We start from the raw sequence: 15,751 nt of genomic DNA, 5'->3' as shown, positions 1-15,751 counted from the left end.
AAAACTGACCCAAATCAGTATTCTATGTACGAATACCGCTTTTGAATTACCAAAAAATGGCAATGAATTAGCAGGTACATTTTTATACATATAAAAAAGTATACTGTGTTTTAATAAATCTATCTGGTAAAATAAAATTGGGGTAAATGACCTTTAAATAGGGGAATACGAGAAAAGTTTAATTGCGCTTAAAAAAAACAAAACCATTTTTTTCGCCTAAATAGGTCATTTGCGGCATTGCCTTATACTGCTGCGCGTTCTGTATTTTGCTTATAAAGTATGTGGGCCTGTCTACCGTACCATTCATCAGCCATGCTTCGTTTATCTTACCGTCCTTATAATATTCCTTATTAGCAAATAACGGTTTGCGGGCATAGAAGATATTAGCATAGCTTTTATAGCCCAACGGTAGTATGTAAACTTCCTTACCTTCAAAACTCTTGAAGAACTCTATGGCAGCGCGCTGTGAATAGGTCTCTATTTTGGGCGTGAAATGTAGTATGGTTACCTGTATGATAACTAACTGTACCAGACAGAGGGTGATCATTCCTTTTCTGAAATCTCTCTTCATCATGGCAATGGCAGTGCAGGTAGCAATTATGTATAGCCCGCCCCATATACATTCAGTATACCTCCAATGCACGTCAGCGGCAAGGTTGGCTACTGCAAACGGGTCTTCTATAAGTGGAATGATGGCTTGTTTGTTGATGCCAACTACTGGTAGCAGTAAAAGCACCAGTCCCCATATGCAGGCAGTTGCAATGAGTGTGATCTTCACGCCTTTCTTCATCTTCATACCTTCATAGGTAAGCCGGTATAGTTGCACGGCTGCCAGGTAGGTAAGCGGGAAATAACAAAGCGAAGAGTAGTGGACTATCTTGGTCTTTACAATTGAGAACAGGATAAGTACCACCCAGAACATTACCCACATCCAGCGGCTGAAATCGCGGGAATTAGCGGCATCATGACTGCGCTTTCTTGAGTACTGAAAGAGAAATGCTGTAGCCGGGAAGCAGCCGATAAGCAATACAATAAAGTGATAAATGAAAGGCCCGCCATGATCGGCATCTTCTGTGCGGAACAACCTTACCTGGTAAGTAAGAAATTCTGTCATGAACCAGCTGCCGTACTTCAATCCATAAGTAGCAACTGCAGCTCCCAGCCATAGTGCAAACGGTATCATGGCACTAAACGTAATGATAATGAGATCCCTGACCTTATAGCCATTCATGCCTCTGTTGAGTAGCACATAAACTGCGAACGATAGGCCCGCTACCAATATGGCCACAGGCCCTTTGGTCAAAACGGCGATACCCAGGAAGAGCCCTGCCAGTAAAGCATGTAGTGATTTCTTTGCGGAGAATTTTAGCAGGTGCAGCTGAAAGAAAGCAAGGAAAATAAAGTAATTGAAAGTGGGGTCAATGATACCTGTCTTGAAATAGAAGTGTGGTAACCAACTTGCAGCGTAGAGTAGTACCCACCATGTTGCCATCTTCTCATTCATTACCTTTTTGCCGGCATAGTAGAGGGTGATCAGTGTAACTATACCCATTACCGCATTTGGGAAACGGGCTGCATATTCGCCTACGCCAAACAGCTTCATGCCTATTACCTGCATCCATATAAATACCGGTGGCTTCTCCCAGAAAGGCATAAAGTCTATCTGCGCACGCAGGTAATCTTTAGATACGATCATTTCGCGGGCGCACTCCGCAAAGTTGATCTCATCCCAGTCGAATAGATGCACCTGGTCAAGAAATGGCAGGAACAGCAGACAACCTGCAATGGTGATGATGAAATATTTTATATAGTTAGGCATTGGCCTTATTAAAAAATACCGGTGACAATTATAATTGCTCTGCTCCCAGGCGCGATCTGTACCGCATCATAAAGGAGTAAATTAGTGTCGTTGTGATAACGCCGATGATACTGCCCGTATATACGTCCTCAAAAAAATGAGCGGCAAGGTACATTCGGGAATAGCAAACGGAGAGGGCTAATAGAAAAAACACGCTGCCGGCCATTCTGTATCTGGCAGGCAGTAACAAAGTTAGAAAACAAAAGAAACTAAATGCACCCTGGCTATGGCCCGAGGGGAAACTATTATTGCCTGTAAGTTCCGGCCAGTCGGACTTAATAAAGTGTATCCAGTCGGCATGCTGGTAAAACTTCAGCGGGCGCGGATGATAGAATATCTGCTTCATTATCTGCTGCGTGAGTAGCGGGGTAATGTTGCATGCAATAGCTGTAAGTATATACCACCAGTTTCTGAAGCGGGGCAACGCAATGAGGATCAATAGGGTAGGTATGATTACCTCCGGTTGGCCCAAATGGGTAACCGGAAACATGATCTTATCCAGGAAGGGGGTATAGGAGCCATTAACTGCCGCAAAGAGCTCCCGTTTACTGAAAGTGAGTAGCAGAACAGCGCCAACAATTACCCACAGCAATGCCGGCAAATGGAACCAAGGCCTGTATATGATCCTGAATTTATTTTGCAAGGGCAGATTTTTTTGAAGGAAAGTAACCTCTTACCTTACGCCATGCACGCAGGTACAATTCCTTATTGAAGATCTGTGAATCGTTAGTGGCAGTTATGACCAGCCATATGGCTATAGGCGCCATAATAAATGTAGACATCCACATACCTGCCCATGGTGGTAAAGAGCTCGACTTTGCCAGTTTTTCGCCCGTGATGTTCAATATATGAAAGGTGATAAAGAACACTACGGCAAACACCAATGGCAGACCAAGGCCACCCTTGCGGATGATAGCGCCTATGGGGGCACCAATAAGGAACAGCAACATACACGCAAAAGACAACGCGAACTTGCGGTGAAACTCTACAGAGAATTGCATCGTCTTTTCTTTCTGCAGCTTTTCATTCAGGCAGTTATTGTCCATCAACGCCTTCAGGTTGCGCATATTATTACTTACTGTCTGCATCATTACCAGGCGCTTATCTTCCGGTATCAGCTTAAGGAATGAGCTATCGTACGCCCTTGCCGGTGTCTTTACCCCTGCCAGTTTTATTTTCAACAGTGAATCTTCTTTCAGCTTGTTGTTGAAGGTCATGTAGGGCGCTACATAAGACGTAATGGCCTTATAACTCATGTCACTATTCCGGTCAAAGCTGTCCAGAACCTCATAGAGCTGCTTTACATCCATCATCTGGTAAGCATTCTTAAACAGATCCTGGTTAGAACGGGTAAAGTTGAATGAAGAAAGGTCGAATACCTTATCCCATTTGGCAAAGTGCATTCTCGTTTGTGGATACTCAGCATCATGCATTCCCCCCTTATAATTCTCCTCATATCTCCAGCCATCTTTTAGTCTGAATATAAGTGTTTGTTTATCGGCAGTAGGCATCATCTGGCCTTCTTTGGCTATGATCACCTTGTTATTGCCCACCATGTCGGTGTGGTCGTAAATGATAATGTCGTGAATGGTAAAGCCATCTTCATCCTTACTGCCTACCCTTATAGAATAACCCTGTATATCGTTATTGAATTGGTCGGGTTTAATATTTAGTGTGGGCTTGGAGTTACGTACGTCGTATAGCAACGACAGTGCCTTAAGGTTAGCAACCGGGATGATATTATTATTGAATACAAACGCCCCACCTGTAACCAGTAGAATAAATACGCCCAACGGTGCCAGGAAGCGAAGTAGTGAAATGCCGGAGGACTTGATTGCTACCAGCTCAAAATTCTCACCCATGTCGCCGAACGTCATGATAGATGCCAGCAACACACTCAACGGCAATGCCAGCGGCACCAGCGTGGCCGACATATACATGAGCAACTGCACTATCATCCATATGCTTAGGCCCTTGCCTATCAATTCGTCCATATAGAGCCAGAAAAACTGCATAACCAATACGAACAGCGCTATGAAGAAGGTAATGACAAAAGGCCCGATAAAACTTCGAATAATTAATATGTCGAGCTTCTTGAACAATACATTGAAAATTTACTGGGCAAATCTACACATTATAGGCTAAAACGGGTAGCCAGGTGCCCTACCTATAAACGGCAAAACAGGCATTAATTACAATAAATGTAATGATTTAACGCTTTGTTGATTTTTTGAAAGGCAACTACTACCTACATTTTCTTTACATCCCTTATGCAAGTCACATATTTCTGGATGGCAGTAGCTAATTCAGGAGACACTACCGACTGCGCTGTAGCCAGTTTGAAGGATATGATCTTCTTAGTGGTGAGCTGCTTAATGTTATCGCCATTCACAGGGTAGTAGAGCACCCTCATGGCTGTGCCATCCCCTTTTTTATTGTGCGTTACGGTAATGTCATCTTCCAGTTTGGTCTTGTCATCAAATTCTATCACCACCCCCTGCTCCTCCTTCTCTGTTTCTCCGCTGGCACCCGGAACAAGTAGGTCGCTAAACTCACATGGTATGGCAAATATCAGGCTGAAGTTGTCGAAATCAGCTTCAGGGTTAGTGCTGTAGTTCCTCACCACACGTATCAGTGGCAATGAGTCCTCTTTATAAGGAGATTCGTAATTAAATGAAGTGTTGTTCTCGGTTACTTCCTTTTTAACCTGTTTGCAATAGTCTTGTGCAAAAGCAGTGTTGCCGGCGAAAAGCAAAGCGAGTATCAATATGTTTTTCATAAAATGGATATTAAGTGTGTGGCCAGCCATTAGCTGCGCATATAAAAATACATAATAAAATTAATTGAGGGTATAATTTATGGGTGTACTTATCGTATGTGCAGGAGATTTGACAACTTTCTAAAAAGTTGTCAATCCGAATGTTGACCAAAACACTTTTTACTTTTGAGTTTTAAGTTTTTACTTTTTAGTGCATTCTGTCACCCCTCGGCTCCAACAGCGCCAGTACTTCTATTTCTGTCTTCAGCCACCATGCCCACGCCTCTCGCACACGCTCTACAGGGTAGTACACCTCTGCCAGGTCTATAAGCATACGGTAATGGCCGGCTTCTGAGATCATAAATTTATAGTAGAAATCACGAAGTCCCTGGTCTTCGAGATTTTCGTGCAGCAACCTGAACCTTTCGCAGCTGCGTGCTTCTATCAATGCAAAGATCATCAGCTTTTGCAGCAACTTATCGTTGCCGTGGTTGCCATGTTTGGGTTCACGTTCCAACAGCATATTTACATATTCGTCTTTGCGCTGCGGCCCAAGGCTATACCCGCGCTTTTTCATTTCTGCCCACACCATACGGAAGTGTCCCCACTCCTCAGTAACCACCGGCGATAATGCATTCACCAGCTCTATCTTGTCGGCATAGCGCGATATAAGGGTCACGCATTGCGTAGCCGCTTTCATCTCGCAAAAAGCATGATCTATAAGAATGTCTTTGATAGAGATAGACGCCAGATCGGCCCAGCGTGGGTCGGTAGGAAGTTTTAAGCCAAGTATAGTATTTTCTGCGGTACTCATAATTGCTGCAAAAGTAGAAAAATGAAAGTTCATAATCCATGACATATACCTTCTCTTCTCAAAACCGTGGGTAACTTATTTTTTAATTCTCGTTAAACTTAATCTAATCTGCCCAATCTAAATTGCTTATAATCAAATGATTTTATGCGCAAAATAAATTTAACCTACATGCTTGCCCTGGGCATTGCAGTGGCGTTTACGTCTTGCACCAAGAAGGGCGATACAGGTCCTGCTGGTGCCACTGGTCCTGCAGGACCAACTTATACCGGTGCTATAAGCGGCCACATAAGTCTTTTTGACCAGTATGGCAGTAAGGTGCTTACCGGCCTTGGCAATACACAGCTGTCCTTAAGCGGTGGTGCACCAGTGGCTGCAGATGCAGTCGGATACTACATTTTTGGTGGTACGAAGACAGGATCTTATACAATATCTGCAACCAATTCGGGTTATGCAGATACGCGCCTGAATAACTTTCAGTTTCTTGCTGACACGCTCAACAGAGATATCAAGTTATCTGCAATTCCAAACTTTAGCCCTACGGCCGTAACTGTGTATACTATGGCGGGCGGAACCGGCGACTCTGTAGTAATGACATTTGCTACAGACTCAAGGGTAAGAAACTGTATCCTCTTTCTGAATAGCACCTCTACTGTAAATAATATGCCGGCCAATTACCTGCTATCATATTCCCGGTCTATTGGTGCTAATGTACCGCGTGCTGTTTTATTGATACCTAAACAAGATCTGCTTAATGCAGGACTTACTTCTGGTGCCAACGTATACTATGCAGCTTATGGATATGCAGTGAGTGATGCCTCTTCCTATGAAGACCTAGGGACAGGCAAAACTGTTTACACTGCGGTAAGTGCCAGCTCTATGACGGGTACTGGTATTGTACCTTAAAGATCCTTAATTATATAAAACAAAACGGCGCGCATTCTATTGGAATGCGCGCCGTTTCTATATTGTTTAGTCTTTAATTATTCTACCGATTCACCCTTCAGGTAAATAGTATAACGCTTTTCGCCGTTAGGCACTACAGCGTTAGAACGAATATAAACGCTCTTGTTGAATACACCTGTAAGTTCTGATGTTTTTACACCAAGGGTGATGTGGCCTACCTTACCCGGTAAAATTGGTTGCTTATCCCACTCTACCTTAGTACAGCTGCAAGATGGGGTAACGTCGTTAATGATCAAAGGTTCTTTACCTGTGTTCACAAATTCGAAGGTATGCTCGGCAACAGGGCCTTTCTTTACCTTTCCGAAATCGTGGGTCTCACCACCTTTAAATTTAAACTGGGCACGTGTGTCGCCTTGAGCAAATACTACAGCCGAAAAACCGGTAAGGATGCAAAGCAGTGTAAGAATGAGTTTTTTCATAAAAATGTTTTCTTCGTTTAGTGTATTTAAGACCTGAAAATTAATAACTCCGTTTGAAATGTTTTGTTAATTGAAGTATAACAGGCAAATGCTGTGCCAAAAATAATACAAGCCGGATTAATAGGGATTATTTAAATTGCTGAAAAAGCAAATTAGTGGATCTTATAGACCTTCAGCAAGAAGAAAATCAGCGACTATTACAGAAGTACAATAAGCAAATGACCACCGGCAGAGTGGTGATATACCTGTTGATGGCGGTTGTTTTGACAGCGGGCATAGTGGCTTCGCTTAAATTCGCTATGTATACAGACCTGATGCTGGTAGTGATAACAGGTACAATATTTCTGGGACTGGCAGCGCTGAGCTACAAAAAGCCCTTTATCTCATTTGTCATCATTTCCATCCTCAGCTTCTTGTTTTTCCTGCTTGTATTTTATGATGCGATAACAAATGCCGGCATTATACCCGAATCCCCGATATTGATACCGCAACTTGTGGTTGCCGCAATAATGGTACGAGCCGCCATAAGTGCAAGAAAATATGAAATTTTGAACAAGGAACTGAGCTCTTAAACTACCACCATGGACATATTTGAAGAAAAAGAAGAAGAACAAAAGCTATTGCTGAAAAAGTACAACAGGCAGATAAACGCTACGAGGATCATAACGTTTGGTATGGCTTTGATGGCCATGGTTGGGGCCATTATATCTATGTCTATTAGCGCTAAATTTGGCTATAGCAACAGTAGTGCTATCTGGCTGCAGATAGGTGTGCTGGCTGTAGTATTGCTCATTGTTGGGTTAAGCTATGTTAAGCCATTTATACCATTGGTGCTGCTCACGTCATTCACATTGTTTGGTGCGCTGGCTTATTCAATAACCGTTGTTACTACTATGATCTACGGAAGTACGTCGCCGGGCTTGGTGGCAATATTGAGTATATTAGTGCAGTTGGTAATCAACGTGTTTATGATAAAGGGCACCATAGCCGCATGGAAATGGCAAAGGTTGAGAAAGGAAATGATAAACTAAACTATCACTATGGATATTATAGATCACGAAAGGTATGACATGACGCAGCAACTGAAGCAACTTGCGCGACAAGGTAAGGTGGCCAGGATAGTGCTGCTTGGTTATGTATGTTTTTTGTGGCAGCACCAGGCCTTTCGTATAAACGATGTACTGGGGGATGGGCATAGTGTTTCTTATCTTGCAATGAGGCCCGAATATATTTACCTGGCAATATTGACGATAGTATTGCTAATGGCGATTGGCAGCTTTTTCTGGCCACGTATATTAATGTTCATTCTTTCCATTAGTGCTATCGCGTATTTTGTTGTTGACATTACTGCAATTATAGACGTTGTTATGTACTTTGAGACTTTTGATGCAACATTCCTGAATATTAATGTTGCAATATGGCTAACAAGGCTTGTTGTAGTTATATTTATGATAAAGGGCACCATAGCCGCATGGAAATGGCAAAGGTTGAAAAAGCAAAAGGTATAATTTTATGGAAAGCCCATGCCATTGCATCTTATAAAAAAGCAACGTTATGCAATACTCACTCCGTATACTTAAACCATGCAATGAATCATGGGAGCAGATGATGCCCGATGGTAATGGCAGGCACTGTGCACAATGTAGTAAAACTGTTATAGATTTTACTGCCTGGGAACCCGATGCTATATTACAGTATCTGCAGGAGCAGGGTACCGGGCGTACGTGTGGCAGATTCACTGCAGCACAACTAGGACCGCAAGAAAGTGAATCGGTCATATACGCTGTAAGCGTTGCCAGAGCACCTTTATACAGTAAGTGGGTAGCTATATTCCTATTGGCATTTGGATTGATATCGGTAGGCGATGTTGATACCGCAATAGCCCAGAACAAAAAGACACAGGGCAAAGCAAAGATCATTGACGATGGCAAGCATCGTCCGGTGATAATGGGGAAGCCTGCAACAAGGCCTGCGCCTAATAAAGTGACGAAGCATCTGATTCCGGTTGATACCTCGCAGAGTGCGGTGGAGCGGCGATTGAATATAATGGGTGATGTAGCTCCGGAATGGCATCCTGATGATACTGTAAAGAAAAAGTAGCAGTAATTATACAAAAGTGAAAGCGGCAGGTATTACCCGCCGCTTTCTTGTGATATAAACCACTTTCAAGTTTTCACTTTTTACTTTCAACTTAGATAACTACCATCCCAGCAAATAAGCAAAGATCAGTGGAGCTACAATAGTAGCATCACTTTCTACTATAAACTTAGGTGTATGGATATCCAGCTTGCCCCATGTGATCTTCTCATTAGGTACTGCACCGCTGTATGATCCATAAGAGGTAGTACTGTCGCTTATCTGGCAGAAATAGCTCCAGAACGGAACATCATGCCACTCAAGATCCTGGTACATCATAGGCACTACGCATATCGGGAAGTCACCTGCTATACCACCACCTATCTGGAAGAAACCCACGCCCTTGCCACTTGAATTAGCGCGATACCATTCTGTCAGCCACATCATGTATTCGATACCACTCTTCATCGTAGATGGCTTAAGGTCGCCCTTAATGCAATAAGATGCGAAGATGTTACCCATGGTACTATCTTCCCAACCCGGACAAATGATAGGAATATTCTTCTCAGCAGCAGCTATCATCCAGCTATGCTTGGTGTCTATTTCGTAATGCTCTTTCATAGCACCGCTAAGCAGCAACTTGTACATGTACTCATGCGGCAGGTAGCGTTCGCCCTTATCGTCAGCATCTTTCCATATTTTGTAGATGTGCTTCTGTATACGGCGGAAAGCTTCTTCCTCTGGTATACAAGTATCAGTTACACGGTTAAAGCCACCTTCCAGCAATTCGAACTCCTGCTCAGGAGTAAGATCGCGGTAGTTAGGTACGCGCTTGTAGTGCGTATGCGCTACAAGGTTCATAATATCTTCTTCAAGGTTGGCACCTGTGCAACTGATGATAGCCACCTTATCCTGGCGGATCATTTCAGCGAAAGAGATACCCAGCTCGGCAGTACTCATAGCGCCCGCAAGCGATACCAGCATCTTGCCACCTTCAAGCAGGTGTGTTTCATAACCTTTAGCAGCATCTACCAGTGCCGCCGCATTGAAGTGACGGTAATGGTGCTGTATAAATTGGGAGATCGGTCCTTTGTTCATATTATAAAATTGGCTGTAAAGGTAAAACATTAATGGCTGAATTTCGAAATGGCTCAATGGCTTAATGAAATTTGACAATTCGACAATTCGGCAATGTGATAATGGTGTGTTTACTGTTTAATCCAACACGCCAATCACCGTAATTAAGCCATTAAGTAATTGTTAATTCATGTAATTGTCGAATTGTCAAATTGCCGAATTGTCAAATTAGTTTTCTAATTTCATCAAGTAATTATGAGTAATTACAAAACGATCACAGACACCGGCCCTTACACATTCTCGGCGGGCATCTTAAGGCTACAACAGTCCTGGCCACACGGACCAACAGCCTCTCCGGGCAGAAACTATCAGCCACCCGGAAGCCCTCCAACTGAAAATTGCGACAAACACTCCCCGCCTTCGTTCTTTGAGTCAGGCAACAAAATAAGATGGTTAATACTGCTACTTCCCTTCATCATCAGTAAGCACATCTTCAAAGAAATATCACCGTTTGACCTTCCTGACGATCAGTTTTACAAGTTCTACATTATCTACTTCATCTGCAGTGCCCTTACCACACACCTGGCACTAAATGCAAAACGCAGAGCACTATCTAACCGGCTCCACGATACAGATGATCTTCCATACCACCTCAGCAGAATAAAAGAAGCATACAACAAGTGGACGAATACCACCATTGTACCGCTGCTCTGCATAGTGCCGGGATTTGCAAAATTCATACAGCAGCTATTCATGCAACATGATGCACTACTTCCACTCATCAACACAGCAATAATTACACTTCTCTTCCTGGCCATCTTCAGGGCCAATAACTACAACAACACTTACAATGCCTTTTACAAGATAGAACCTCCCTATCACGAGAGTAACTTATCGACAGAGAGTCGCGATCAGTTATTGCGGTGGGGCACACTGGGACTAACCTTCATCTGGTATCACGACAACCTTGTAAAGAGCGGGTTTATGGACCCAAGCGCCGACGATGAAGTGCAGGAACAACTAACAGATAAATGATTTAAATAGACAAAAGCAAAAAATGAAACATCGAACGATTAAAACAAACAATTATGAACAACACAAACACACACAACTACCTCGCAGATCCGCTCTGGAGCAGGATAGACGCCTATCCTATTGATAACCCCGATGCAGCGCATCCCTTCTCCGCCAAACTTGCCGCAGAGCAAGGCTGGACAAAGAGCTTCACGCGGCAGGCCATAGAAGAGTACAAGAAGTTCATCTACCTCTGCTGCATATCTCCCACAGGTGCATCACCCAGTAAAATAGTAGATGAAGTATGGCACCAGCACCTTACCTATACCACAGACTACTGGATAAGGTTCTGCAAAAACACCCTGCACAAAGACATTCACCATTACCCATCGCAGGGAGGAGCGGATGAAAATGCAAAGCACAGCGACTGGTACGACAAAACCATCGAGCTTTATAACGACGCCTTCGGCCACTACCCGCCAGAGCATATATGGCCCGGGCAAAAGCACAGAGAAGTGCCGGAGTATGAGGAAGAACAAAAGCCTTTTGCAGAACATATAAACTATGCAAAATTCGCTGTACTACTTATCCCCTTTGTGCTGATAACTCTTATCTTCTGGCAGCCCAATCCCTTCCATCTCTCGGGACCACACTTCCTGGTTTTCTTCATTACGCTTGCTATCTGTACCATATCGCTACAGGCAGATTGGGCGGCAGGAAAAAAGAAGTTACTGAAACACATCCTGAATAATAAGTATCACGACCTCACTAAGTACGAGAAAGCCTGGCTAAGCGGAGGTACAGAGCGAATAGCCCTACTGATGGTGGTAGAGTTGATAGACAAGGAAATCATAACGCTGATAGGCACAGAAACCTACAATATCAACTACGACAAGATGGAAGGGTACGATCATCCACTCGCCGAATCTCTGAAGAACATAGACCACCTTACCATAGCCTCAGCCCGGCTTAAAGAAGTGGCCCTGTATGTGGCTGGTGGGGTAGAAATAAGACTGCTAACACTCAAGGATGAGTACGACAACCAGGTAAGCAAGGCCAACTGGCTAATAGCAATAACAGCCGCAATAGGTATACTGCGCTTCATACAAGGAGAGAGTAATGACAAACCTACAGGCTTTCTCTTTGGACTGCTGATCGCCTTTGGGTTTATAGCCCTAACCCTACGTCATGCAAATAAGTTCCATCCGGTATGCAACAACACACTGCGGTCAGAATCAGAGCTGCCCGAAGCACTGGAAACAGACATAACCAACCAGGTCATCCTCTACGGAATAGCACCACTACTTATTCTGCCACTCTACAGCCACATGAGAACCGACTATAACAACCAATTCTACGGAGGAGACAGTGGAAGTTCGGGAGGTGGTTGCAGCGGCGGTGATGGAGGCGGATGCGGTGGAGGTTGCGGAGGTTGTGGAGGAAGCTGATTAAAAGTAAAAACTTAGGACTTAGAAGTAATAATTGCCAATTCGATGCATCAGATATAACTGATGCTATTTTTTTGCCTTGCCTGTCCGCTTGTTCCTAAAAACAAAAAAGCACACAGTGTTAACCGCGTGCTTTTTACTTTTAAGTTTTTACTTTTTATTTTTAAGCTACTGCTTCGCCTTTAGCTATAAACTTCTTCACCCATTCCGTAGTGATTGATTTTGGACGCTCCAATGGGAAGCCCAAAGCGCGATCCCAGCACAGGCTAGATAATACGCCCAATGCACGGCTCACACCAAACAGTACTGTGTAGAACTCTTCTTCTATCAGGCCATAGTGCTTCAGCAATGCACCTGAGTGTGCATCTACGTTAGGCCATGGATTCTTGATCTTTCCGGTGCTCTCCAATATTGGCGGTGCTACTTCATATACATTCCATACTGTCTGCACAGTAGGGTCGTTAGGGCAGTGCGTTTTAGCAAATTCCATCTGAGCGGTAAAGCGTGGGTCGGTCTTACGCAATACTGCGTGGCCATAACCCGGTACTACCTTACCTGCTACCAATGTCTTCTGTATATAGTCTGCTATTTGAGCCTTTGTAGGGGCGTCAGAGTTCAGTTCTTTACACATATCTTCTATCCAGCGAATTACTTCCTGGTTAGCCAAACCATGTAATGGACCTGCAAGACCGGTCATACCAGCTGCAAAAGACAAATAAGGATCGCTCAGTGCTGAACCTACCAGGTGAGTAGCATGAGCAGATACGTTACCGCCTTCGTGGTCTGCATGGATCACCATGTATAAGCGCATCAATTCCTTGAAGCTCTCATCATCATAACCCAGCATGTGCGCAAAGTTGGCGCTCCAGTCCAGCATACCATCCGGGTGAATATGTTCACCACCCTTATATTTACGACGGTAGATATAAGCAGCTATACGTGGCAGGCGGGCAATAAGAGACATGGTATCTTCATACACATAAGACCAGTATTCCTTCTTGCTGATGCCTTCGTTATATGCTTTAGCAAATTTAGATTCTGTCTGCAACGCCAGTACCGCCGCTGTGAACTGAGTCATAGGGTGGGTAGAAACCGGAAATGCTTCAATAACATCAAATACATGGTTAGGTACATGTGAACGACGCGCCCATGTAGAAGATATGTGCTCTACATTTTCACCAGACGGCACTTCACCTGTCAACATAAGATAAAACAGACCTTCAGGCAATGGCTCGTTACCACCTTCTGCCTTTGGCAATTTCTCCCTCAACTCAGGAATGGAATAACCGCGGAAGCGGATACCCTCATTAGAGTCCAGCAGAGAAGTTTCGGTAACAAGGCCTGTAATGCCGCGCATACCCTGGTACACCTGGGCAAGCGTTACATCCTCGATCTTCATGTTGCCATGTTGCTCTAAAATACTTTTGATCTCTTTGTTTTGTGCGTCGGCCTTTTCTTTGAAGAGGTCTTTTACGTAGCCCATGTTACTATTAAATTATGTGCGGTGACCAGAATGTGAAAAATAGGATACAAAGGTAATAAAACTGTGATAACGCCAACTGTAGAAAATGCAAATTTTGTGTACATAAACACAGTTTTTTTCTATAATGGTATTTTAAAACCCATGTAATTAAAAAACCTCATCTGTAAGGATGAGGTTTCTAATCTTATATGATAAATTAATTTTAGGCTATTTTTTCTACCTGGCTGTAGTTCAGCTCTACCGGTGTAGCACGGCCAAAGATCTTTACAACTACCTTCAGCTTCTTCTTCTCGTCGTTCACCTCTTCTACAGTACCGTTGAAATCGTTGAAAGGACCATCTACTATCTTCACGGTCTCGCCCATAATGTACGGATCTGCGTAAGATATGCCCTGCTCGCTAACTTCGTCCATCTTACCAAACATCTTGTTCACTTCAGATTTACGCAGTGCTGTAGGGTTTTCCTTACCCAGAAAGTGAATAACGTTCGATACATTCTTTATAGCGTGTGCTATATCGTCTGTAAGCTTACCATCAACCGCTTCAAGCAATATGTAACCAGGGTACAATGTTTTTTCACGCAATACCTTCTTACCGGCAACTACCTTGAAAACCTTTTCAACAGGGCAAAGAACCTGTACTACTGATTTAGACCAGTTGTAGATCTTCACTTCCCTGTCTATCAATTCCTTTATTTTCCTTTCCTTGCCACTTACCACACGTATTACATACCATTTGGTATCCTGTGGTGGCGCTACCGGAGCTGTTTCTTCGGGAACGGGCAGTGAGTTCTGGTTTTCTATAACTTCGTCCATCATTGTTACTCTTTACTTGGCTAATAAGTTATAAATAAATGTAAGGACAGCCTTTATACCAAAGTCCATACCCCATACAATACCGGTTACCATAAGCAACGCTACCAATACGATCATAGTGGTCTGCTGTAGCTCATCCCATGAAGGCCAGCTAACTTTGTGCAGCAACTCGTCGTATGCTTCCTGTATGTAATTACCTAATTTGCTCATTTTATTAAAGTTAAAATATTGAAGATCAGCTGGTTAAGGGCCGGTCAAAATGCTTTTCAAAACAAATAATTACCTGTTAACCTCCATAAGTAAGTTAACAGGTAATACTCAGCACGGGCACGCGGATTCGAACCACGATCAAAGGTTTTGGAGACCTCTATTCTACCGTTGAACTATGCCCGTTTTTGGTACTCAAAACGTCAGTTAAATCAAAAAGTCAAAAGTTTAAACCTTTTGACTTTCTCGCAACGGATGGCAAATATACGCTAACTTTTTGAAAAGACCACTTTTTTTGGAAAGCATAGGAACTTTTTTCCGCGCTCTAATGTTTACATAAGTAATACGTTATACCAATAGTTGTTAATCCGATCACGAAAGGGGAGCAACAGTAACCTCTTTTAATTTCAAAAATGGCTCACCTCATGTTTTAATGCCACATACTTTCCTTTCACTTTTCTGAAAGCCATTCTTATGTAAGCATTCGTCATAGGATCCCATACTTTAAACTCCAGTTTTTTATCTCCTGGCTCCCGCAGCACAAAAATTGTTTTGCGACTTTTATCTTCTTTTAAGCGTGTATCATAAACAGTATAGTGCGAGGTGTCATGTGTTATCTTTAATTGTCGTCCGTCTATGCTGTCAGTGCATCCGTAAAAGAGAAAGTCCCTATCATTAACAATTAACGGCAATTCTGTGTGTTTCATTGACCAGCAGCGCTGTCTCACTTCCGGGTGGTGGAGAATAGCTTTAAGCAGATCACATTTATCGCTAACAGTCTGTCCGGTGCATACGTTAAAAGAAAACACGGATACAGTAT

The 15,751-nt window shown here is 43.3% G+C and carries 18 protein-coding genes and 1 tRNA gene; 7 read left to right on the top strand and 12 right to left on the bottom strand.

The genetic code is table 11. The features are described from left to right. Nucleotides 1-178: 178 nt before the first annotated feature. The 5 genes from CJD36_RS07015 to miaE form a co-directional block, all read right to left on the bottom strand. Nucleotides 179-1,819, bottom strand: a complete 1,641-nt coding sequence (locus tag CJD36_RS07015; RefSeq protein WP_105038423.1) for an ArnT family glycosyltransferase — start codon at nt 1,817-1,819, stop codon at nt 179-181. 28 nt (nt 1,820-1,847) lie between these two features. Continuing rightward, a complete protein-coding gene (locus CJD36_RS07010) occupies nt 1,848-2,501 on the bottom strand; it encodes a phosphatase PAP2 family protein (RefSeq protein WP_133162536.1) in 654 nt (217 codons plus the stop codon). Then, entirely contained in the window at nt 2,491-3,960 is a 1,470-nt protein-coding gene (locus CJD36_RS07005; protein WP_161499238.1) for an LptF/LptG family permease, read from the bottom strand. Before CJD36_RS07005 ends, CJD36_RS07010 begins: the two co-directional genes overlap by 11 nt. A 146-nt stretch (nt 3,961-4,106) precedes the next feature. Next, nucleotides 4,107-4,637, bottom strand: coding sequence for a hypothetical protein (locus CJD36_RS07000; RefSeq protein WP_133162535.1), 531 nt, complete (start codon nt 4,635-4,637; stop codon nt 4,107-4,109). A gap of 187 nt (nt 4,638-4,824) precedes the next feature. Further along, on the bottom strand, nt 4,825-5,430 hold the full coding sequence (miaE, locus tag CJD36_RS06995; protein WP_105039037.1) for a tRNA-(ms[2]io[6]A)-hydroxylase: 606 nt from the start codon (nt 5,428-5,430) through the stop codon (nt 4,825-4,827). Nucleotides 5,431-5,574: 144 nt separating this feature from the next. On the opposite strand from miaE, the gene CJD36_RS06990 reads away from it, so the two are divergent. Further along, nucleotides 5,575-6,333, top strand: coding sequence for a hypothetical protein (locus CJD36_RS06990; protein WP_105038419.1), 759 nt, complete (start codon nt 5,575-5,577; stop codon nt 6,331-6,333). A gap of 77 nt (nt 6,334-6,410) precedes the next feature. On the opposite strand, the gene CJD36_RS06985 is transcribed toward CJD36_RS06990, so the two are convergent. Then, nucleotides 6,411-6,812: a DUF1573 domain-containing protein gene (locus CJD36_RS06985; RefSeq protein ID WP_105038418.1), complete on the bottom strand. Its 402-nt coding sequence runs from the start codon at nt 6,810-6,812 to the stop codon at nt 6,411-6,413. Between the two features lie 155 nt (nt 6,813-6,967). On the opposite strand from CJD36_RS06985, the gene CJD36_RS06980 reads away from it, so the two are divergent. The 4 genes from CJD36_RS06980 to CJD36_RS06965 are packed head-to-tail and all read left to right on the top strand — an operon-like array spanning nt 6,968 to nt 8,912. Further along, a complete protein-coding gene (locus CJD36_RS06980; RefSeq protein ID WP_105038417.1) occupies nt 6,968-7,384 on the top strand; it encodes a hypothetical protein in 417 nt (138 codons plus the stop codon). 9 nt (nt 7,385-7,393) lie between these two features. Next, on the top strand, nt 7,394-7,843 hold the full coding sequence (locus CJD36_RS06975) for a hypothetical protein (RefSeq protein ID WP_105038416.1): 450 nt from the start codon (nt 7,394-7,396) through the stop codon (nt 7,841-7,843). A gap of 9 nt (nt 7,844-7,852) precedes the next feature. Beyond that, nucleotides 7,853-8,320 (top strand): hypothetical protein, encoded by a 468-nt coding sequence (locus tag CJD36_RS06970; protein ID WP_133162534.1) that lies wholly within the window; start codon nt 7,853-7,855, stop codon nt 8,318-8,320. A 46-nt stretch (nt 8,321-8,366) separates the two neighbouring features. Further along, nucleotides 8,367-8,912, top strand: a complete 546-nt coding sequence (locus CJD36_RS06965) for a hypothetical protein (protein WP_105038414.1) — start codon at nt 8,367-8,369, stop codon at nt 8,910-8,912. A 99-nt stretch (nt 8,913-9,011) separates the two neighbouring features. Here CJD36_RS06965 and CJD36_RS06960 read toward each other — a convergent pair whose 3' ends face one another. Beyond that, nucleotides 9,012-9,986, bottom strand: a complete 975-nt coding sequence (locus CJD36_RS06960; RefSeq protein ID WP_105038413.1) for a deoxyhypusine synthase family protein — start codon at nt 9,984-9,986, stop codon at nt 9,012-9,014. A 234-nt stretch (nt 9,987-10,220) separates the two neighbouring features. On the opposite strand from CJD36_RS06960, the gene CJD36_RS06955 reads away from it, so the two are divergent. Then, nucleotides 10,221-11,000 (top strand): hypothetical protein, encoded by a 780-nt coding sequence (locus CJD36_RS06955; RefSeq protein WP_105038412.1) that lies wholly within the window; start codon nt 10,221-10,223, stop codon nt 10,998-11,000. Between the two features lie 53 nt (nt 11,001-11,053). Then, nucleotides 11,054-12,427 (top strand): TIGR04222 domain-containing membrane protein, encoded by a 1,374-nt coding sequence (locus CJD36_RS06950; RefSeq protein ID WP_105038411.1) that lies wholly within the window; start codon nt 11,054-11,056, stop codon nt 12,425-12,427. A gap of 163 nt (nt 12,428-12,590) precedes the next feature. Here CJD36_RS06950 and CJD36_RS06945 read toward each other — a convergent pair whose 3' ends face one another. The 5 genes from CJD36_RS06945 to CJD36_RS06925 form a co-directional block, all read right to left on the bottom strand. Further along, the gene (locus CJD36_RS06945) at nt 12,591-13,910 is read right to left on the bottom strand and encodes a citrate (Si)-synthase, eukaryotic (RefSeq protein ID WP_105038410.1); all 1,320 of its coding nucleotides are present in this window, start codon (nt 13,908-13,910) and stop codon (nt 12,591-12,593) included. A 202-nt stretch (nt 13,911-14,112) separates the two neighbouring features. Next, nucleotides 14,113-14,727 carry a transcription termination/antitermination protein NusG gene (gene nusG / locus CJD36_RS06940; RefSeq protein ID WP_240609316.1) on the bottom strand — a complete coding sequence of 205 codons (615 nt, stop codon included), beginning with the start codon at nt 14,725-14,727 and terminating at the stop codon, nt 14,113-14,115. Between the two features lie 9 nt (nt 14,728-14,736). Beyond that, a complete protein-coding gene (gene secE, locus CJD36_RS06935; RefSeq protein WP_105038409.1) occupies nt 14,737-14,934 on the bottom strand; it encodes a preprotein translocase subunit SecE in 198 nt (65 codons plus the stop codon). Between the two features lie 112 nt (nt 14,935-15,046). Beyond that, a tRNA-Trp gene (locus tag CJD36_RS06930) sits at nt 15,047-15,117 on the bottom strand. 221 nt (nt 15,118-15,338) lie between these two features. After that, nucleotides 15,339-15,638 (bottom strand): hypothetical protein, encoded by a 300-nt coding sequence (locus CJD36_RS06925; protein ID WP_133162533.1) that lies wholly within the window; start codon nt 15,636-15,638, stop codon nt 15,339-15,341. Nucleotides 15,639-15,751 lie beyond the last annotated feature (113 nt).

It is taken from the genome of Flavipsychrobacter stenotrophus (assembly GCF_002954265.1).
Lineage (GTDB): Bacteria > Bacteroidota > Bacteroidia > Chitinophagales > Chitinophagaceae > Flavipsychrobacter > Flavipsychrobacter stenotrophus.
Note: the sequence above shows the minus strand (reverse complement) of the source record. Positions and strands in the feature narration are given on the sequence as shown.